This is a genomic window from Actinacidiphila glaucinigra, from assembly GCF_035918135.1.
In the GTDB taxonomy this organism is placed as follows: Bacteria; Actinomycetota; Actinomycetes; order Streptomycetales; family Streptomycetaceae; genus Actinacidiphila; species Actinacidiphila glaucinigra.
The window spans coordinates 8655117-8674377 of record NZ_CP109144.1 but is presented as its reverse complement, the minus strand read 5'-3'; the positions used below and the strand labels follow the sequence as shown (position 1 = coordinate 8674377).

The following is a 19261-nucleotide window of genomic DNA, read 5'->3' as shown; positions in this document are numbered from 1 at the left end:
GCAGAGGGGGCAGGGATGCGCGGCGGACCTTCGGTGCTCGGAATCGTGCTCGCGGGCGGGGAGGGCAAGCGGCTGATGCCGCTGACCGCCGACCGCGCCAAACCGGCGGTGCCGTTCGGCGGCGCCTACCGACTGGTGGACTTCGTCCTGTCCAACCTCGTCAACGGCGACGTCATGCGCATCTGCGTCCTGACGCAGTACAAGTCGCACTCACTGGACCGGCACATCACCACGACCTGGCGGATGTCGAACCTGCTGGGCAACTACGTCACGCCCGTCCCTGCGCAGCAGCGGCTGGGCCCGCGGTGGTTCCTGGGCAGCGCGGACGCCATCTACCAGTCGCTCAACCTGGTGTACGACGAACAGCCCGACTACATCGTGGTGTTCGGCGCCGACCACGTGTACCGCATGGACCCCCGGCAGATGCTGCGCCAGCACATCGAGGCCGGCGCGGGCGCCACGGTCGCGGGCATCCGCGTCCCGCGCGACCAGGCGCCCTCCTTCGGGATCATCACCCCGGGACCTGGCGGGGTGCGGGTGGAGCGGTTCCTGGAGAAGCCCACCGATCCCCCGGGCCTGCCCGGCGACCCCGACCGGGTGTACGCCTCGATGGGCAACTACGTGTTCACCACGAAGGTGCTGCTGGACGCGCTGGCCCAGGACGCCGAGGACGACGCGTCGGTGCACGACATGGGCGGCAGCATCATCCCGCTGCTGACCGCCAAGGGGCAGGTCCAGGTCTACGACTTCGACGACAACCACGTGCCCGGCGAGACCACCCGCGACCACGGCTACTGGCGGGACGTGGGCACCCTGGACGCGTACTACGACTCCCACCAGGACCTGATCTCCGTCCAACCGGTCTTCAATCTGTACAACGACCAGTGGCCGCTGTACACGCACTCGCTGCGGCTGCCCCCGGCGAAGTTCGTGGCCGGCGGGATCGCGAGCGAGTCGATGGTCAGCCCGGGCTGCATCATCTCCGGGCAGGTCACGCAGTCCGTGCTGTCGCCGGGTGTGGTGGTCGAGGAGGGCGCGGTGGTGCAGGGATCGGTGCTGCACGACAACGTCCGCATCGGGCGGGGCGCGGTCGTGCGCCGCGCGATCCTCGACAAGAACGTGGCCGTACCCGCGGGCGCCACGGTCGGCGTCAACCCGGAGCGCGACCGCGAGCTCTACCACGCCTCCGCGAACGGGATCATCGCGCTGGGCAAGGGGCAGCGCGTGCTTTGACCGTGCCGGTCCGCCGACACCGTCGGACGGGGTCGCGTCCATGGTCATCTCGGGGCCCGGCTTGGGCCAAGGGTGCGCAAAGGCCGGGTGCGGGTGTGAGACACCGGGCCCGGCGGCCGCGTATGGAGGGTGAAGTCCTTCACGCCCCCCTGCCCGCCCGGAGGTAGTACCCACGTGACCGTCACCAAGGAGGCCCCGGCGCCGGCCGGGACCGCGCGGCCGGACCCGGAGCAGGGGTGGCGGGTCAGTTCGCCGCTGGTGCTGACGCTGCTGCTGCTCGTCGTCCTGACGTTGCAGGGGCCCGTGCGGCAGGCGCTGTCCGCGCCGGTGATGCAGAGCTGGACGACCGTGTTCGTCGCGGTCGTGGTGCAGGCGCTGCCGTTCCTGGTACTGGGCGTCCTGCTCTCCGCGGTGCTCGCGGTCTGCGTCCCGCCGTCGTTCTTCGCGCGGGCGCTGCCGCGCCGCCCCGCGGTGGCGGTGCCGGTGGCAGGCGTGGCGGGGGCGGTCCTGCCGGGCTGCGAGTGCGCGTCGGTGCCGGTCGCGGGGGCGATGGTGCGGCGGGGGGTGGCTCCGGCGGCGGCACTGACGTTCCTGCTGTCCGCGCCGGCGATCAACCCGGTGGTGCTGACCGCCACGGCCGTGGCCTTCCCGGGCGAGCCGCGCATGGTCGTCGCCCGGTTCGCCGCCGGCCTGCTGGTCGCCTGCGCCATGGGCTGGCTGTGGCAGCGTCTGGGGCGCCCCGACCTGCTGCGCCCGAAGGCGCACCCGTCGGCCGAGGGGCAGGGCAGGGGCGCGGCGTTCTGGGGTTCGGTGCGGCACGACGTCATGCACGCCGGCGGGTTCCTGGTCGTCGGGGCGATGGCGGCGGCGACACTCAAGTCCTTCGTGCCCGAGGACGTCCTGCGCCTCGCGTCGGGGAACCCGGTGGTGTCCGTGCTCGCGCTGGCGGTGCTCGCCGTGGTGCTGTCGATCTGCTCGGAGGCCGATGCGTTCGTCGCGGCGTCGCTGTCGCAGTTCTCCCTCACCGCCCGGCTGGTGTTCCTCGTCGTGGGGCCGATGATCGACCTGAAGCTCTTCGCCCTGCAGGCGGGCGCCTTCGGACGTGCCTTCGCGGTGCGGTTCGCGCCCGCCACCTTCGCCGTGGCCGTCGTCCTGGGCTCCGCAACCGGGGCGGTGCTGCTGTGAACCGGGAGGCGCAGGCCGTCGTTCTGCTGCTGACCGGGGTGGCGCTGCTGCACGCGGGGCTCAGCGACCTCTATCTGCGGTACGTCAAGGCCGGGCTGCAGCCGCTGCTGCTGGCGGCCGGCGCCGTGCTGGTCGCCGCCGCCCTGGCGACCGTCTGGTACGAACTGCGCGGGCCCCGCCGCCGCACCGGGCAGGGGCCGGACGACGGGCACGAGGACGCGCACGACGCGCACGACACGGGGCACGCGCACGCGCACCACGAGCCGAAGGTCGCGTGGCTGCTGGTGCTTCCGGTGCTCGCGCTGGTCCTGGTGGCCCCGCCCGCCCTGGGGTCCTACTCCGCCTCCCGGACCGGCACGTCCGTCCCCCGGCCCTTCGGGTTCCCCGCCCTGCCCGCCGGGGACCCGCTGCGGATGGAGACCGGGGACTACGCGGGCCGAGCGGTCTACGACCGCGGGCGTTCCCTGAGCGGCCGTCAGGTCACCCTCACCGGTTTCGTCAGCATCGGCCGCGACGGCACCCCGTACCTGACCCGCATGGTGCTGAACTGCTGCGCCGCCGACGCCCGCCCGGTCAAGATCGGCCTGACCGGGCAGGTGCCGCCCGTCCTGCGGCCGGACGCCTGGCTGGAGGTGACCGGGACCTACACCCCGCGCCGGGCCAAGGATCCGGTCAACGACGGTCCCGTCCCGTTCCTGGACGTGAGCCGCGCCCGGCCGGTTCGGGAGCCTGCGGAGCCGTACGAGGGCTGACGCGTCGGTGCCAGGTCAGCCCGGCTGGCTGCTGTCCTTGAGCGTGCCCCAGCCGTGCCACCGCTCGATCTCGATGAAGGCGCTGAAGCGCTCGCGGTCCCGCTGGGGGTAGGCGCGGCCCAGGTACTGCTGGGCCAGCCGGTCGATGCCGGCGAGACCGGTGTCCTCGCGCAGTTCGGCGACGCGCCCGATCAGGGTGACGTGGGTGTACCAGTTCCCCTCGTCCAGGACCGTGAGGGTGACCCGGGGGTCGTTGCGCAGGTGGTCCAGGCGCTTGCGGCCGCCGTCCATGTTGACCAGCACCCGGCCGTCGTCCCACAGGTACCAGGTGGCCGTGGACACCGGCTGGCCGTCGGCCCGCAGTGTCGTGATCACGGCCGGGTTCGGCTTCTTCAGCATCTCGACCGCGGCCGGGGGAAGCGGGGGCTTGGACACGGGGGCTCCTTCTCGGTGATCTTCGGCGCTGCGCCTCACCGTGCCACATCCCGTCCCGCCGGGCGGCGGCCCGGGCCCGGCGCGCCCTGCGCTGTCCGCCGAAGGGGGGCGCCGGGCCCGCGCGTCAGCGGAACCCGCGCGCTCGGGCAGCACCCCAGGCCGCGGCGGCGGCCGGGGTCCCCAACCGGCGCCCGTGCCGTGCTGAGCGGCGCTCCCGTTCCGTTGACCGGTCGCTGCCATGCGCCCATGCCTGACGACGGCCTGATCGGCGTGACCCTGGTCGACGCGGAGGACGGCCGGCGGTTCGGCCGCTCCGGACCGCCTGCCGGACAACTGCCGAATCCTTCGCGCCGGAGACCCGGCTCGAGCTCGGCGGGGCGGTGTGGGAGGCCGTACGGGCGGATCCGGCCGACCGTTCGGCCTTCCTGGCCGCCGGGCGACTCGTCCTGACGCTGCGCCGCCTGCCGTCGGCGGACCCCCGGCAGGTCGGCTGCACCCTGCCCACGCTCTGTGCGGAGCTGCCCCCGCTGACGCCGCCGGACGACAGCGCGGACGACCTGAAGCGGGAGCACGCGCGGACGGTCGGGGAAGGCGGTTCGGCGGTCCGGGTGTTCGACGAACTCCGTCTGCGGGAGACCCCGGCGGAACCGCTGACCGGCGCGCTCACCCGGCGGCGGCTGTGCCAACTGCTCCCGGCGGCGCACGTGTACACGGGCGTGGCGCTGCGGGACGGACAGGGCCGGGTCGCCGACTCGTTCGCCGCTCGCGTCGGGCCGGTGGCGGTGCGCGGACGCTGCGCCGGCGACCGGGTCGTCACCCCTGGGCCCGACCCCGGCGGCACGGGCGACGGTGGCAGCGGTCCCGGGACTGACCGGGCTCATGCGGGAGTTGGGCCTGGTGCTCGTCGGCTGGTGCGCGGTGCGGTGCGAGGAACCGCAGTAGGCGGTGGCCGGGGCTCTCGCGGCGGGGCCTCAGGTCCACACGCCGGGGCCGGCCCCGGCGCCGTTCGACGAGGTCCGGGGCGTCGGGTCGATGGCCTCGGGATCGAGGCCGGCGCGCCGCAGGAACTCCTGGAAGTCGCGGAGGTGGTACGCGATCCCCGGGATCCCGCCGTCCGCACGGACGCGCCGGCCGCCGCTCGTCGATGGCGGCATCACGATGACGCGACGCTGCATGCCGCCAGGACGACACGTCCGGCCCCGCCCCGCATCACGGCCTGACGGCGACCCCGCGGTGGCACCCGGATGGCCCGACCGCCGCTGCCGGGGACGGCAGGGCGTGCCAGGCTGGCCGGGATCCGTCAGCCCAGCGAGGGAGCCTCCGGTCATGACCGAACGGACGATGCGGGCCGTCGCCTCCTACCGGGGTCTGCCCGTGGGGGACCCCGAGAGCCTCGTCGACGTCGAGTTGCCGCTGCCGGATCCCGGGCCCCGTGACGTCCTGGTGCGCGTGCAGGCGGTGTCGGTCAACCCCGTGGACGTCAAGGTCCGCGCGGGGCTGCCCGCCTCCGACGGGCCCCGCGTCCTCGGCTTCGACGCCGCGGGCGTCGTCGAGGCGGTAGGCGGGGAGGTGACGACCCTTCAGGCCGGGGACGAGGTCTGGTACGCCGGGGACCTCGGCCGAGCCGGCAGCAACGCCGAGTTCCAGGCCGTCGACGAGCGCCTCGTGGCCCGTAAGCCGCGCAGCCTCGGCTTCTCCGAGGCCGCCGCCCTGCCGCTGACCGGCATCACGGCCTGGGAGACCCTCTTCGACCGGTTCGCCCTCGACAGCAGGTCGACCGGCACCCTGCTGGCGCTGGGCGGCGCCGGAGGCGTGGGCTCGATCCTCATCCAGCTGGCGAAGCAGCTGACCGGCCTGCGGGTGCTGGCCTCGGCCGGCCGGCCCGAGACGGCGCAGTGGGTCACCGGGCTCGGGGCCGACGTCGTGGTCGACCACCACGACCTCGCCGCGACCGCCGCCGCGGCCGCCCCGGAGGGCGTCGACTACCTGCTCTCCCCGCACTCGGCCGGCAACGTCGGCACCTACGCCCGGATCATGCGCCCCGGCGGACACATCACGGCGATCGACGAGCCCGAGGGCCTTGACCTGCTACCGCTCAAGGCCAAGAGCATCGCGTGGCACTGGGAGTTCATGTTCACCCGGCCGATGTTCCGGACCCCCGACATGATCGAGCACAAGAACCTGCTGCAGAAGATCGCGGCCCTGGTGGACGACGGCCGCATCCGCAGCACCGTCACCACCACCATCGAGGACTTCTCGGCCGCCGGGCTGCGCCGCGCCCACGAGATGGTGGAGTCCGGCCGGAGCATCGGCAAGGTCGTCGTCACCCGCTGAGGGCTCCCCCGGCGACGGGCGCGGAACGTCCCCGCGCACCGCCGCGGCGGAGTCCGCCCGGCCACCGCACGGCCCGCGTCGCTCTTCGGCGACTGCCTGCCGGTGGCACGCGGAGCCTTGGGATCCGGCCGCGATCAGACGGTTTCCCCGCCCTCCCGGCGGCGGATGGTGACGTACTCGCCGGCGTCGCGGCCGGCCAGGCGGCGCTGGAGGGATCCCCCGATGCGCCCGGCCTGCAGCTTGGCGAGTTCGGCCTTCTCGCCGTGGAAGAGTTCGTCCACCGTCAGCGACCACAGCGCCAGCCAGCGGCCGAAGTGCTCGGGCCCCAGGGAGGCCATGCGGTGCAGGGCCAGATGCGGGGCGAGCGCGTTGCGCCGGTACCGGCCGGCGGCGAACAGCACCGATTCCCAGAAGTCGCACATGATGGGCATGTGCGCGTCGAGGTCCATCCGAGCCACCTCGGTGAAGATCGGGCCGATCAGGGGGTCGGCGAAGGCCCGGAGGTAGAAGGCGGTCACCAGCCGTTCGACGTCCGCACGGTCCGTGAGGTCGCGACCCGTACCGCCCTGCGTGGCGACGGGCCCGGGCGCGCTCACAGCCGCTCCAGGACGAGCGTCGCACCGCATCCGGCCAGGCACAGCGCCTTGACCACCTCGAGCGCGACGTACCGCAGATGGGCCCGGCTGCGCGGGCCGGCCTCCCCCGCGAGGACGGCGGCCGTGCGGCGGTTCAACGAGGGCCGTACCACGAGCAGTTGCACCAGGAGCATGGCGACGGCTCCGGCGCCCAGACCCAGCGCGACGGGTCCCGGCACCTCCCACGCCAGCGCCACGGCGGCGATCGCCGCGAGTACGGCCTCGACCCGGTTCAGCGCGCGGAAGACGACCCGCCCGATGCCCAGGCCCAGGGGCACGGTGATCCCCTCGGCGCGGAACTTGAGGGGGGCCTCCAGGAACGAGATCCCGAGCACCATCCCCAGCCACACGAAAACGGCGGCCACCTGCGCCAGCACGGCGCCGGCGTTCACCGGGCCCCCCGCTCGGAGCGGCTCCGGGCGGTACGCACGGGGTGACGTCTGCTGCGGTGAAGGTCCATGCCTCCACCCTAGCGTAAATTGGTATCTCAGATGCAAATTAGAGTCGGCCGTCACATCCCCCCAACCGGCTTGGGGATCAGGCGGGTCGACGCCGAGAATGGCCCGATGACCCCGCCCGATCTGCTGCCCGACCACCGGCTCGAACTCACCTCCGTCGTCGCCAACAGCACCATGAACCGCGAGCGGGGTCTGACCGGCGCCAACAGCTACGCCCGCGAACTCGGCTTCGACCCGGCCGGCCATCTGCTCTCCCACGCCCCCGAACCACGCTGGCTCGACCTGTGCAGCGGGGAAGGGCTCGCCCTGCGGGAGGCCGCCGGCCGCCTGCCGGCGACGGCGCGACTGACCGGTGTCGACCTGGTGGGGCCCCTGGCGGTCGCGCCCCCGCCGCCCACGGTGGAACTGGTCTCCGCGTCGGTGACGGTCTGGGAGCCGGCCGCGCCGTTCGACCTGATCACCTGCGTCCACGGCCTCCACTACATCGGTGACCGGCTCGGACTGCTGACCCGTGCCGCCGGCTGGCTCCGGCCCGGCGGCCTGCTCGTCGCCCATCTCGACCCCGCCGCGATCCGATGGGCCGACGGCGGTCCCGCCGGGCGGTTCGCCCTGGCCGCCCTGCGGGCCGGGGGGTTCGCCTACAGCGCCCGCCACCACCGCCTCACGCTCACCGGCCCGCGCGCCGTCCGCCTCCCCCTTCGCTACGTCGGCGCCGACCCCGACGCAGGCCCCAACTACACCGGCCAGCCCGGCGTCGCCGCCCACTACCGGCGCGCCGACTGAGCCGCGGACCGGCGGCGCCCGGATCGGCGGCACTTCTGTCAAGTCCCGGGATCCAGCGACATGACGCCCGGGCGGCCGCACGGCTTACTGGAGACATCACCAACCTCCCCGGATCGGGAAAGAGAACTCCCGCCGCGGACCTCCGCCCATCCGCACCCGCCCCACCTCCTCACCTCCCGGAACGGAGCACCTGCCATGCCCAGGCACACCCTGCGGCGCCCCGTCGCCACCGTGATGGCCGCCCTGGCGGTCGCCGCCGGTACAGCGGGAGCCGCGCAACTGACCCACCCCGGCGCCGACCGCCCCGCCCCGTGCTCACGGGAGGGCCACCAGGGGGGCGCCGATACGGCGCGGGAGGCCCTGCCCGGCCTGCCCGTCGCGGCCGCCGCGTCCGGCTGCACCGCTTCCGGCGCCCTGCCGGACAAGTCGGAGGACCGGCTCTCCGCCGTCGACAAGGCCCGCGTCGTGGTGCTCATGGCAGGCGGCGACGCCCGCGGTTCCGAGGTGGCGGCGAAGTACCAGGTGTCCGAGGACCAGGTCGCCGCCTGGAAGGGGCAGCTGCTCCTGGGCGACTGGTTCGGGCTGCTGCGCCCCGCCTCAGGCGCCCTGCGCTGACCGCCGCGCCCCGCCTCCACCCCGGTCGCCGCGCATCGTCTTGGTCGACGCCGTCGCGACCTGGACGGCCCGCCGGGCAGTTCCGGCCCAGCGGATCCTCGATGGTCCCCTTGATCCGCAGCCGCCGGCAGGTGACCGTCGTCCCGGTCGACCCGTCGAAGGTCGAGGTCGGCGACAACGTGCTCGCCCGCGTCGCGGGCACGGTGTACCTGCACCTGGTGTCCGCGGTGGACCCGGCCAGGAAGCGGGTGCAGATCAGCAACAACCGGGGCCATGTCAACGGCTGGACGGGACACGGCCGGGTCCACGGCATCTGCACGGCGGTCGACAGCGTCCCCCGCCCTCGGACGGCCGGAAAAACTCTGGCCTCGTGACACGTCCGTGACAGTCGGCGGACAGGGTGATGACGCCGCAGCGCGAAGGTAGTGGATGTAGGGCAAAACGCCCTAATCGGACATCCGCCTCCCGCTTCCGAGGGCGCGAGCAGCCACGACAGCCGCCCCGCCGAAGGACACCCCCATGAGCCCCGCACCCGCCACATCCCACGCCGACACCGACGCCGAGACGGGTGCCGACACCGGCACCGGGCTCCCCGAACTCGCCCCCCGCGAACGCGAGACGCTGCGCCACATCGCCGCGGGCCGCACCTACCTCCAGACCGCCCGCCACATGGGACTGTCCAAGCACACCGTCGACGCCTACCTCCGCCGCATCCGCGCCAAGCTCGGCATCCACAGCACCGCCGAACTCACCCGCACCGCCATCGCACTCGGACTGTGAGACCGGCGGCACGGAAGGTGACCGGACGGGAAGCGGACGACCTGGTCCGACACCTCGTCCGCGGTCCTCCGTCACCGATCTGGGCCCGATCCGCCGGCCGGCCGGCCGCACGCGCCAAGTCACCCGGGCCGAAGCGGGGTTTGGCGGTCAGGTGGCGTCGGCGTGGAGGTTCTTGACCTTGATCCAGTCACGGCTGCGGCGACCGGGCAGATACGTACTGGTCAACCGCTTCGCCACCACCCCGTCGTACCCCTCCTGCCGGATGTAGTGCAACGCCTCACTCGCCATCGCCGGCCAGTACGGCGGCACCACCACATGCGGCCCCGACACCCCCAGATCATCCAGCAACGCCCGCCGCGCCGTATACGGCGAATGCAACACCGGCTCCCCCAAATGCAGAATGTCGTACACCACCAACCGCACCGGCATCGCCGCCGCGGCCTCCGCCACCGCCGCCGGATGCCGCACACTCATCCGCCGCTGCAACCGCTCCACCGACACCCCGCCATGCTTCCCCAACGCCACCACCTCCCCGTCCAGCACCCCCACCAGACCCGGCGGCAACACCCCCGCCAACCCCTCCAACTCCGGATACCCCGCCGTCACGTCCTGCCCGATCCCCGACACCAACCGCACCCGCCCGTCCCCCGGCAGATACACCAGCACCCGGGCCCCGTTGAACAACGGCTCGAACCCGTACTCCGCCTCCACCCCCACCCCCGGCAACGGACCCGCCACCGCCAGCATCGGCGACCACGCGGGCAGATCCGCCCGAGCCACAGAATCCGCAGGAACACGCGTACCCATATACACCAGCATCCCCCCACACCCCCCGACCGGCGAATCAAACACCGCGGACCCCCGTACACCCCCGCACACCCCGGTCGCCCGCCGCCTCCCGCGGCACACTGGAGGCATGGACGCGGACAGCGGGACCGGTCTGCCGTGACAGACCGGGGACATCGGGACGGTCGCGACCGAACTCCGGCCGCCAGGTGTGGTGTTCGCCGAGTGCGCGGCGCCCGCCGGGTACGGCGCCGGCCGGCCGGTCCGCTGAGGCACCGTCCGTGGGAGCTGCCATGAGTTCGACCGCGATCGCAGACTACGCACTGATCTCCGACCGGCACTCCGCCGCGCTGGTGAGCCGGGACGGCTCGGTCGACTGGTTGTGCTTCCCCCGTTTCGACAGTCCCTCGGTCTTCGCGCGACTGCTGGACGGCGCGGCAGGGCACTGGTCGGTCCGGCCGTCGGTCCCGTACGAGGCGACGCGGCAGTACGTGGACCGGTCCATGGTGCTGGAGACGACCTTCCGCACCGGATCCGGGACGGTCACGCTCACGGACGCGCTGCTGACCGGCCCCGACGGCGATGCGCACAGCCTCGGGGCCGGCGCGCCGCGCCTGCTGGCCCGCAGGCTGACCTGCACCGGGGGCGAGGTGCCGATGGAGACGGAGTACCGTCCGCGTCCGGAGTACGGGCTCGTGGCGCCGATCCTGTCGGAGACCGCGGGCGGGGTCACGTCGCGGGGCGGGGCCGAGTGGCTGGTGCTCACCACCGCGCACCGCATGGACTTCGCCGACGCCACGGCCCACGGCGCCTTCACCCTGCGGGGCGGGGAGTCCGTCTGCCTCGGTCTGCAGCGTTCGACGCTGGAGGAGCCCCCGGCCCACGTCTGGACGCAGGAGGACCTCTCCGACCGTCTGGACGCCACGATCGCGGCGTGGCAGACGTGGTCGGACATGCACCAGGCGTACGACGGGCCCTGGCGCGACCTGGTGCACCTCAGCGGCCGGGTGCTGCAGGCGCTGTCGTTCCAGCCCAGCGGCGCCATCATCGCGGCCGCGACCACCTCGCTGCCGGAGGGCGTGGGCGGCGAGCGCAACTGGGACTACCGCTACACCTGGGGCAGGGACGCGTGCCTGACGATGGAGGCCCTGTGGGTGGCGGCCTGCCCCGACGAGGCGCACGACTTCTTCGCCTTCCTGGCGACCGCCGCGCCGTCGCTGGGCGCGGACCGGACTCTGCAGATCATGTTCGGCGTGGGCGGCGAGCACGATCTGAGCGAGCGCACCCTCCCCCACCTGCGGGGATGGCGGGACAGCCGGCCGGTGCGGGTGGGCAACGGCGCGTGGTGCCAGCAGCAGATCGACGTCTACGGGGAGCTCCTCGACGCCGCGTACCGCCTCGCCGACCAGTTGGACCGCATCGACGACGACACCCGGCGCTTCCTCGTCGCCTGCGCGGACGCGGCGGCGGAGCGCTGGACCGAGAAGGACCAGGGCATCTGGGAGGTCCGTGGCGAACCCCGTCACTTCCTGTACTCCAAGGTCATGTGCTGGACGGCGCTGGACCGGGCCATCAGGCTCGCCGGGCCTCTGGGCGCGCCCCGCGGGAAGGTCACGGGCTGGCGCAGGACCCGGGACGAGATCCACCGGACCGTGCTGCGCGAGGGCTGGAGCGAGGAGGCGGGTGCCTTCACGCAGTACTTCGGCTCGACCGCCCTCGACGCGTCGAACCTGATGATGCCGATCGTCGGTTTCCTGCCCGCCGACGACGCGCGGGTCCGCGCCACCATCGACGCGACGGAGCGGGACCTCACCGATGACGCGGGTCTGGTCTACCGGTACCGCACCGAGGAGGGGGTGGACGGCCTCGCCGGGGAGGAGGGCACCTTCCTGCTGTGCACCTTCTGGCTGGCCCAGGCGCTGGCCCTGGCCGGCAGGGCCGAGCGGGCCAGTGACGTCTTCGCCCGGGCGGCGGCGTACGTCAACGACGTGGGCCTCCTGGCAGAGGAGATCGACCCGGCCACCGGTGAACTGCTCGGCAACTTCCCGCAGGCGTTCAGCCACATCGGTCTCGTCACCGCCGCGTGGGCGATCAGTGAGGCCCGGCAGTCCATCGCCGCCTGATGGGACGTCAGAGGCGGTGCGGCGGTGCGGAGTCGGCCGGAGGCCGGGGCTCAGGGACGTACGAAGCGGGCCCGGGGCCGTTTCATCGGGGGCCACTCCGGGGCCCCGGGCCGCTGATGCCATCAGACACCCGCCGGGGCGTTCCCGCGAGCCGGACTGACCCACCCGGGGCTCAACCCGGCTTCGCGCCGGGCGGTGTGACGGGGCGTCCGGTACGGATTCGGCGCCGCGTGGCGACGGTTCCCGACGCGCTGCTCACCATGAGCGCGCCGTACGATCCGCGCCGGCCGGGAAGGGGGCCAGGCCGGCGCCGAATCGGAGCGGGGCCGTTCTCCTGCTCCGCGGGCTCCGTGGGGGCCGGACCGCTCGTCGGTTCCCGTGGAGCCCCGAGGCAGGTCTCCCGCGCCTGGTGCAACCGTGAAGCGGACTCCCTCATTCCCCGTCCGGTCCGCAGAGGTGGTGACGCCGCTACCGGTCGTCGGCGAGCAGGCCGAACAGCAGGTCGTCGGTCCATTCCCCCTTGATCCAGGTGTGGGCCGGGCGGCGGCCCTCCAGCCGGAACCCCACGCGTTCCAGCAGCCGGGCTGAGGCGGTGTTGCGGGCGTCGCACTCGGCGGACACGCGGTGCAGACCGCCCTCGGTGAAGAGCAGGTCCAGCAGCGCGGTGACGGCCTCGGTGGCGTAGCCGTGGCCCTGGTGCGCGCGGGCGAGGGTGAAGCCGAGGTCGGCCTGCATCCGGTTGTCGTGCAGGCACACGCCGATGTCGCCGATCAGCTCGCCGGTGGCGGTGAGCTCCACCGCGTACTGGAACCAGCCGGGCTCCTCGGGATCCCCTGCGGCGAAGCCCGCGACGAGGCCGGCGGCCTCCTCGTGGGACACCGGTTCGCTCCAGCCCTGGTAGCGGGCGACGGCGGGGTCGGAACGGTAGGCGGCCAGGGCCGGCGCGTCAGCCGGGCGGAAGCGACGCACGCGCAGCCGGGAGGTCTCCAGGAACATGCCCGCGATGCTCTCACGCCCCGGCGCACCTTCCGGCGGCCCCGCCCGGTATGCCGATCCGCTGCGTTGGTGCTCGCTCTTCGCAGGCACGATGCTGGTCAGTGGATGGCCTGGCCGAGCCCGGTTCCCCCGGCCCAGCGGGGGAAAGAACCTAGCGAGGGCGAGATGACAGCCATGGAGCCACTTCCCACCGCCGCCGGTGGACAGCCGGAGTCCCGGGGCGCCGACGGCGGTACCGCCTACACCGCCTCCGCGACGCTCGACGACCACGGGGTCGTCACCGGCTGGAGCGCCCAGGCCCACCATCTGCTCGGCCACACCCCCGCCGAGATCATCGGCCATCCCGCCACGCTGCTCCTCGCCGGACCCCCGCCGCACGCCCCGTCGCCCTCCACGCCGCGCTGGTCCGGGACGCTCGCACTCCGCCACCGGGACGGACACACCCTGCGGCTGCGGCTGCTCGCCCACCACCGCGGGACCGAGGACGGGGGCGACGGCAGGGAGCCCGGCCGCGACGGCGGCGGCCACGGCAGGGGCGGCTGGCTCGTCGTCGCGGCGGTCCCCGCCTCCTCGGGCGACCCTCCGGCCCACGACGCCCTCCGCGGCTGGGCGTTCGCGCAGTCACCGTGCCCCCAGGCGGTGTTCGACGCCGGCCTGCGTCTGACGCGGGCCAACGCCGCCTTCGAGGACACCCTGGGCCTGCGCGAGGCCGAGATGCGCGGCCTGCGACTGGCCGACCTCGCCCCCGGTGACACCGCCCGGCAGACGGAGACGCACATGCGGAGCGTGCTGACCAGCGGCCGCCCGCAGCATGCCCCGGCGCCCTTCGCGGCGGACGGCTCCACCGCCGCCGGACACAACGGGATGCCGGACACCCGGCACGGGGACGAAGACCGGGCGCACGACGGGACGGGCGCGGTGGACGGCCCCGACGGGGAACACGCCCTGCGGGCGACGCTCACCCCGCTCGCGGACCCGGCGGGGACGGTGCGCGGGGTGGTGCTCACCACGCACCCGGCCGCCGAGGACCCCGAGGTCCGGCGCCGTTCGCATCTCCTGCACGACGCGGCCACCCGCATCGGCACGACCCTGGACACCACCCGCACCGCGCAGGAACTCACCGACCTGGTGGTGCCCGAACTCGCCGACTACGCCGCCGTCGACCTGATCGAGCCGTCCACCCGCGCCCGGGCGTCGGCCTCGGACGCTCCGGTGACCGTGACCCGCACCGCCGCGAGGTCCATCCTGCCCGGCACGCCCGAGGCCCTGATCGCCCTCGGCGACACCGCGACCTATCCCCCGGGCTCCCCTCCCGCGCAGACGCTGGCCACCGGGAAGGCCGCGCTGTACGACATCACCGAGGCCACCCTCGCCCGCTGGGCCGCCCAGGACCCGCGGGCCGCGTGGATACGCGAGGCGGGCACCCACTCGGTCATCGCGATCCCCCTCACGGCCGGCGGAAGCACCTTGGGGCTTGCGGTCTTCAGCCGGCACCGCAATCCCGTCCCGTTCAGCGCCGACGACCTCGCGCTGACCGGGAAGCTCGCCCACCGGGCGGCCACCGCGATCCACAACGCCCGCCGCTACGCCCGCGAGCGCACGACGACGATGACCCTGCAGCGCAGCCTGCTGCCGCACACCCTGCCCGAGCAGGCCGCCCTGGACGTCGCCACGCGCTACCTCCCCGCGACGACCCACGCCGGGGTGGGCGGCGACTGGTTCGACGTGATCCCGCTGTCCGGGACCCGTGTCGCCCTCGTGGTCGGCGACGTCGTCGGGCACGGCATCCGCGCCTCGGCCACGATGGGCCGGCTGCGCACCGCGGTGCGGACCCTCGCCGACGTGGACCTGCCCCCGGACGAACTCCTCACCCACCTCGACGACCTGGTGATCCACCTCTGTTCCGACGACGCCGGGGACGACCAGGACGCGGAGACCGCGGGCGGGATCGGCACCACGTGCCTGTACGCGGTGTACGACCCGACCACGCGCCAGTGCAGCCTCGCCCGCGCGGGGCACCCTCCACCGGCCGTGGTGACCCCCGACCACGCCGTCCACTTCCTGGACGTCCCCGCGGGCCCCCCGCTGGGCCTGGGCGGGCTGCCGTTCGAGACGATGACCACGAACCTCCCCGAGGGGACGGTCCTCGCCCTCTACACCAACGGGCTGCTGGACCCGCACCACCACGACATCGACCAGTCCCTGGACAAGATGTTCACGGCCCTCGCGCACCCGGCCGGGTCCCTGGACTCGATCTGCGACCGGGTCCTGACCACCCTCATCACGCACCGTCCGACGGACGACATCGCCCTGCTGGTCGCCCGGACCCGCACGCTGCCACCGGACCACATCGCCACCTGGCAGTTGCCCAGCGACCCCGTCACCGTCGCCCAGGCCCGCCACCACGCCACGACGCAGCTCACGGCATGGGGCCTGGAGGAGACCTCGTTCACCACCGAACTCCTCGTCAGCGAACTGGTCACCAACGCCATCCGCTATGGCAAGCCGCCCATCCAGCTGCGTCTGATCCACAACACCACGGCGCTGATCACCGAGGTCACCGACACGAGCAACACCACCCCGCACCTGCGTCGTGCCCGTACGTACGACGAGGGCGGGCGGGGTCTGCTCCTCGTGGCGCAGCTCGCCCAGCAGTGGGGCACCCGCCATCATCCCCGCGGCAAGACGATCTGGACCGAGCAGACTCTGACGCCCGTGTGACGCACGCCTGACAGGCATACCCCCACCCCGTATCCCCCGCAGGTGCCCACACGCCTTGGCACATACCCCCTGGGGGTATATATTCTGGGGTCGCGCGCCCGCCCGGCACGCGACGTCCCTCGGCCACGGCACCCACGGAGCACCCTTGAACACCGGAACGAAGATCACCGCGTTCGCCGTCGTCCTGGCGGCCTCCTTCGGCACCGCCTACGGCGTGGGCGCGGCCCTCGGCCCGGTCCGCACCGCCGCCCCCGGCGCGAACGCGCCGGGGGCGGCGCACGCGCACGACGCCGCCGGCGAGGCATCGGCCGTGCCTCCCGCGGGCGGCCTGGCGATCAGCGAGGCGGGCTACACCCTCGATCTGCTCACGCCGCACATCGCGTCCGATCGCCCGGCCGACCTGCGCTTCCTCATACGCGACGCCGACGGCCGGCCGCTCACCTCGTACCGGCGCGCCCACGAGAAGGAGCTGCACCTGATCCTCGCCTCACGCGACCTGACCGGCTACCGCCATCTGCATCCCGTCCGCGCCGCCGACGGCACGTGGAGCACCGCGGTCAGCCTCCCCCGCGCCGGCGACTACCGGGTCTTCGCCGACTTCACCCCCGCCGTGAAGGACAGCCGGAACCTCACACTCGGCGCGGACCTCTCCGTGGCCGGTGACTACCGGCCCGCCGCCCCCGCGCCGGCCTCCCGGACGGCGACCGTGGACGGTTACACCGTCACCCTCGGCGGGGCCCTGCGGCCCGGCGCCGAGCGGGAGCTCCGGCTGACGGTGGCCAAGGACGGCCGGAAGGTCACCGATCTGCAGCCGTACCTCGGTGCGTACGGCCACCTGGTCGCACTGCGCGCCGGCGACCTGGCGTATCTGCACGTGCACCCGGGCGGCGCCCCGGGTGACGGCGACACCGCGCCCGGGCCGGACGTCTCCTTCGACGCCACGGCCCCGAGCGCGGGCACGTACCGGCTCTTCTTCGACTTCAGGCACGAGGGGACGGTCCGCACCGCCGCCTTCACGGTCACGGCCGGTCCGGGCGGCGTACATGCCGACACGGACGGCGCCGGCACCGGCGGGCACGGCCACTGACGGCGGGAGCGGTCCGCGGGCAGGCCCCTCAGGCGAAGCGGCGCCGCAGTCGGCGGGCACCGAGAACGGCTCCCGCGCCGGCGATCAACCCGCCCGCGGCAAGGCCGGCCAGAGCGCCGGCGTCGGACCTGCGCCCGCCGGAGCCCGAGCCGGTGTCCGCCAGCGCCGGGGAGGACCCGGCGGCCGTGGCGGCCTGCAGGATCAGGTCGGCGACGGCGTCGGGCCGCGCGATCAGGGACACGTGGCAGGTGTCGAGCTCCACGGTGTGGGAGTGCGCGCGCTTCGCCTGGAAGCGTTCCTGGTCGGGGTTGATGGTCATGTCCTGGCGGCCGACGAGGGCCCAGGAAGGAATGGTCTTCCAGGCCGCGACCTTGGCCTTCTCCGAGAACGCGGTGGTGGCCGCGGGCCGCTGGGTGACGCCCAGCAGGTTCGCCTGGCTCTCCGGCAGGCAGGCGGCGAACACCGGGTGCACCTTGTCGCGCTTGAGGTAGAGGTCGGTACCGCTCACGCCGCCGCCCGCCCGGTACGGCACGGACCTGGTGGCGGTGCCCAGCGCACTGGGGAACCGCGCGCCCAGCGACATCCCGCTCTCACCGACGTCGGGCATCAGCGCCGAGACGTAGACCAGCGACTTCACGTGGGGGTTCCCGGCCGCGGCCGTGCTGATCACCGCACCGCCGTAGGAGTGGCCGGCCAGGACGATGGGGCCCTTGACGCTCTCCAGCACGGAGGCGATGTACTCGGCGTCGCTGTACAGCCCGCGCAACGGGTTGGCCGGGGCGATGACGGGGTAGCCGCGGGCCTCGAGCCGCTCGATCACCCCGTTCCAGCTGGAGGCGTCCGCGAACGCCCCGTGGATCAGGACCACCGTCGGCTTCGTCCCGGTTGTGTCCCCGTCAGCGGCGGCGGGGGCCGCGGCTGACGCGCACAGCGCGAGGGCGCAGCCGGCCGCGGCGACGTGGGCGCGACGTATGCGACGCCGGGAGCGGGAATCCAGTGTTGCCGCCATGCCGTATCTCACTTTCCTCGGTGCTCAGGGCGGGGGCCCTACGGCACCTGAGTGTTCACGGCTCCCCGGCGACAGGCCCGGCCGCGTGTGCCGACCGGGTCACGCGCATGGGCCGTCGGGGTGAAATCCGCCCCGCGGCGGTGTGACGCCTGCGGCGCGGCCACTTCGGCCGTGCGGGAGGCGTCGGGAAAGCGGGGCCGCCCGGCGGACCGGCGCCCACGCCGGAGCGGTGCGCTCGGGCAGGACCGGGCACGCGCAAGGCGGCCGTGCCCCGCCCACTGCTCGGAAGCGAATCCGGTGCGGCCGGAGACAGGTCTGCGGGACTACGACGCGGCACCCCCCGTCCGCGCGACCGGCCGGGCCACGTACGACCGGCGCCGGAACCGGCGTCAGTCGTGGTCCAGGGAGCGGTGCGGATGCGCCGGGTAGACGCCCATGATCCGCACCTCGGAGGAGAAGAAGCGCAGCTCCTCCAGGGCCAGGGCCACGCTGCTCTCCTGCGGGTGGCCCTCGATCTCGATGTAGAAGCGGCTGGCCTTCAGCCCCGCGCCCACCTGGTAGCTCTCGATCTTGGTGAGGTTCACCGCGTTGCTGGAGAAGCCGCCGAGCGCCTTGTAGAGCGCGCTCGGGATGTTGCGCACGGAGAAGAACAGGCTGGTCATCATCGGCGTGTCCGAGACCGGCGGGAACTCGGCGTCGCGGGCGAGGACGACGAAGCGGGTGGTGTTGTCCGAGGTGTCCTCGACGCCGCTGCGCAGCACCTGAAGCCCGTACAGGTCCGCGGCACCGGGCGGGGCGAGGGCCGCGTGCCGCGGGTCGCCGAGCTCGGCGATCTCGCGGGCGGCGCCCGCGGTGTCGTCGCTCACCAGCGTCTGCCAGCCGCCCTCGCGGATGATCTTCCGGCACTGCCCCAGGGCGTGCACATGGCTGCGGACGAAGGCGACGTCCTCCAACGTGGCGCCGGGCACGGCCATCAGGTCGAAGCGGATCGGGAGGAAGTACTCCGCGATGATCGAGAGGTCCGACTCCGGCAACAGGTGGTGGACGTCCGCGACACGACCGGCGGCGGAGTTGTCCACGGGGATCACGGCCAGGTCGGCGGTCTCCAGCGCCACCGCCTCCAGCGCCTGCTCGAAGGTCGTGCAGGGCAGCTCACGGCTGTCGGGGTACAGCCTGCGGGCGGCGGCGGCCGAGTTCGATCCGGGTTCTCCCTGGTAGGCGATGGTCACCATGTGCGCGTCGGTATCTCCGGATCGGTGGTCTGTGCGTGCGGCGGGGCCGTCCTTCGCATGCTACTGCGCGCGGCGCGCCGACCTCGTATCCGTCCGA

At 73.7% G+C, this 19261-nt stretch carries 19 protein-coding genes; 11 read left to right on the top strand and 8 right to left on the bottom strand.

The annotated features are described in order from the left end of the window. The first annotated feature begins 15 nt into the window (after nt 1-15). The 3 genes from glgC (at nt 16) to OIE69_RS39380 (ending at nt 3170) form a co-directional block, all read left to right on the top strand. On the top strand, nt 16-1233 hold the full coding sequence (gene glgC / locus OIE69_RS39390) for a glucose-1-phosphate adenylyltransferase (protein ID WP_326579968.1): 1218 nt from the start codon (nt 16-18) through the stop codon (nt 1231-1233). 174 nt (nt 1234-1407) lie between these two features. After that, nucleotides 1408-2418 carry a permease gene (locus tag OIE69_RS39385; RefSeq protein ID WP_326579967.1) on the top strand — a complete coding sequence of 337 codons (1011 nt, stop codon included), beginning with the start codon at nt 1408-1410 and terminating at the stop codon, nt 2416-2418. Next, entirely contained in the window at nt 2415-3170 is a 756-nt protein-coding gene (locus tag OIE69_RS39380) for a TIGR03943 family putative permease subunit (RefSeq protein ID WP_326579965.1), read from the top strand. The genes OIE69_RS39385 and OIE69_RS39380 overlap by 4 nt, the downstream gene beginning before the upstream one ends. A 15-nt stretch (nt 3171-3185) precedes the next feature. Here OIE69_RS39380 and OIE69_RS39375 read toward each other — a convergent pair whose 3' ends face one another. Continuing rightward, nucleotides 3186-3605: a PPOX class F420-dependent oxidoreductase gene (locus OIE69_RS39375; RefSeq protein ID WP_326579963.1), complete on the bottom strand. Its 420-nt coding sequence runs from the start codon at nt 3603-3605 to the stop codon at nt 3186-3188. 971 nt (nt 3606-4576) lie between these two features. Further along, nucleotides 4577-4780, bottom strand: coding sequence for a hypothetical protein (locus OIE69_RS39370; protein WP_326579961.1), 204 nt, complete (start codon nt 4778-4780; stop codon nt 4577-4579). Between the two features lie 151 nt (nt 4781-4931). Between OIE69_RS39370 and OIE69_RS39365 the strand changes: the two genes are divergently transcribed. Beyond that, on the top strand, nt 4932-5939 hold the full coding sequence (locus OIE69_RS39365) for a zinc-binding alcohol dehydrogenase family protein (protein WP_392567625.1): 1008 nt from the start codon (nt 4932-4934) through the stop codon (nt 5937-5939). Between the two features lie 134 nt (nt 5940-6073). Here the strand turns inward: OIE69_RS39365 and OIE69_RS39360 are convergent, their stop codons facing one another. Together OIE69_RS39360 and OIE69_RS39355 are read right to left on the bottom strand one after the other, a co-directional pair. Continuing rightward, complete coding sequence (locus OIE69_RS39360; RefSeq protein WP_326579959.1) at nt 6074-6535, bottom strand: group III truncated hemoglobin; 462 nt, start codon at nt 6533-6535, stop codon at nt 6074-6076. Next, nucleotides 6532-6966, bottom strand: coding sequence for a hypothetical protein (locus OIE69_RS39355; RefSeq protein WP_392567624.1), 435 nt, complete (start codon nt 6964-6966; stop codon nt 6532-6534). Before OIE69_RS39355 ends, OIE69_RS39360 begins: the two co-directional genes overlap by 4 nt. A gap of 174 nt (nt 6967-7140) precedes the next feature. Here OIE69_RS39355 and OIE69_RS39350 point away from each other — a divergent pair, with 174 nt between their 5' ends. From OIE69_RS39350 to OIE69_RS39335, 4 genes are all read left to right on the top strand, one after another. After that, on the top strand, nt 7141-7815 hold the full coding sequence (locus tag OIE69_RS39350) for a class I SAM-dependent methyltransferase (RefSeq protein WP_326579957.1): 675 nt from the start codon (nt 7141-7143) through the stop codon (nt 7813-7815). Nucleotides 7816-8010: 195 nt separating this feature from the next. Then, nucleotides 8011-8430: a hypothetical protein gene (locus OIE69_RS39345; RefSeq protein WP_326579955.1), complete on the top strand. Its 420-nt coding sequence runs from the start codon at nt 8011-8013 to the stop codon at nt 8428-8430. A gap of 101 nt (nt 8431-8531) precedes the next feature. Continuing rightward, nucleotides 8532-8804 (top strand): S26 family signal peptidase, encoded by a 273-nt coding sequence (locus OIE69_RS39340; RefSeq protein ID WP_326579953.1) that lies wholly within the window; start codon nt 8532-8534, stop codon nt 8802-8804. A 145-nt stretch (nt 8805-8949) separates the two neighbouring features. Further along, nucleotides 8950-9210, top strand: coding sequence for a response regulator transcription factor (locus OIE69_RS39335; RefSeq protein WP_326579951.1), 261 nt, complete (start codon nt 8950-8952; stop codon nt 9208-9210). 147 nt (nt 9211-9357) lie between these two features. On the opposite strand, the gene OIE69_RS39330 is transcribed toward OIE69_RS39335, so the two are convergent. Continuing rightward, nucleotides 9358-10029, bottom strand: a complete 672-nt coding sequence (locus tag OIE69_RS39330; protein ID WP_326570665.1) for an ATP-dependent DNA ligase — start codon at nt 10027-10029, stop codon at nt 9358-9360. Between the two features lie 260 nt (nt 10030-10289). On the opposite strand from OIE69_RS39330, the gene OIE69_RS39325 reads away from it, so the two are divergent. Further along, entirely contained in the window at nt 10290-12119 is a 1830-nt protein-coding gene (locus OIE69_RS39325) for a glycoside hydrolase family 15 protein (protein ID WP_326579948.1), read from the top strand. Nucleotides 12120-12587: 468 nt separating this feature from the next. Here the strand turns inward: OIE69_RS39325 and OIE69_RS39320 are convergent, their stop codons facing one another. After that, complete coding sequence (locus tag OIE69_RS39320) at nt 12588-13115, bottom strand: GNAT family N-acetyltransferase (protein WP_326579946.1); 528 nt, start codon at nt 13113-13115, stop codon at nt 12588-12590. A gap of 174 nt (nt 13116-13289) precedes the next feature. On the opposite strand from OIE69_RS39320, the gene OIE69_RS39315 reads away from it, so the two are divergent. Then, nucleotides 13290-15836 carry a SpoIIE family protein phosphatase gene (locus OIE69_RS39315; RefSeq protein ID WP_326579944.1) on the top strand — a complete coding sequence of 849 codons (2547 nt, stop codon included), beginning with the start codon at nt 13290-13292 and terminating at the stop codon, nt 15834-15836. A gap of 145 nt (nt 15837-15981) precedes the next feature. Continuing rightward, the gene (locus OIE69_RS39310) at nt 15982-16923 is read left to right on the top strand and encodes a hypothetical protein (RefSeq protein WP_326579942.1); all 942 of its coding nucleotides are present in this window, start codon (nt 15982-15984) and stop codon (nt 16921-16923) included. 28 nt (nt 16924-16951) lie between these two features. Here OIE69_RS39310 and OIE69_RS39305 read toward each other — a convergent pair whose 3' ends face one another. Then, on the bottom strand, nt 16952-17932 hold the full coding sequence (locus tag OIE69_RS39305; RefSeq protein WP_326579940.1) for an alpha/beta fold hydrolase: 981 nt from the start codon (nt 17930-17932) through the stop codon (nt 16952-16954). A gap of 389 nt (nt 17933-18321) precedes the next feature. After that, on the bottom strand, nt 18322-19164 hold the full coding sequence (locus tag OIE69_RS39300; RefSeq protein WP_326579938.1) for a prephenate dehydratase: 843 nt from the start codon (nt 19162-19164) through the stop codon (nt 18322-18324). Nucleotides 19165-19261 lie beyond the last annotated feature (97 nt).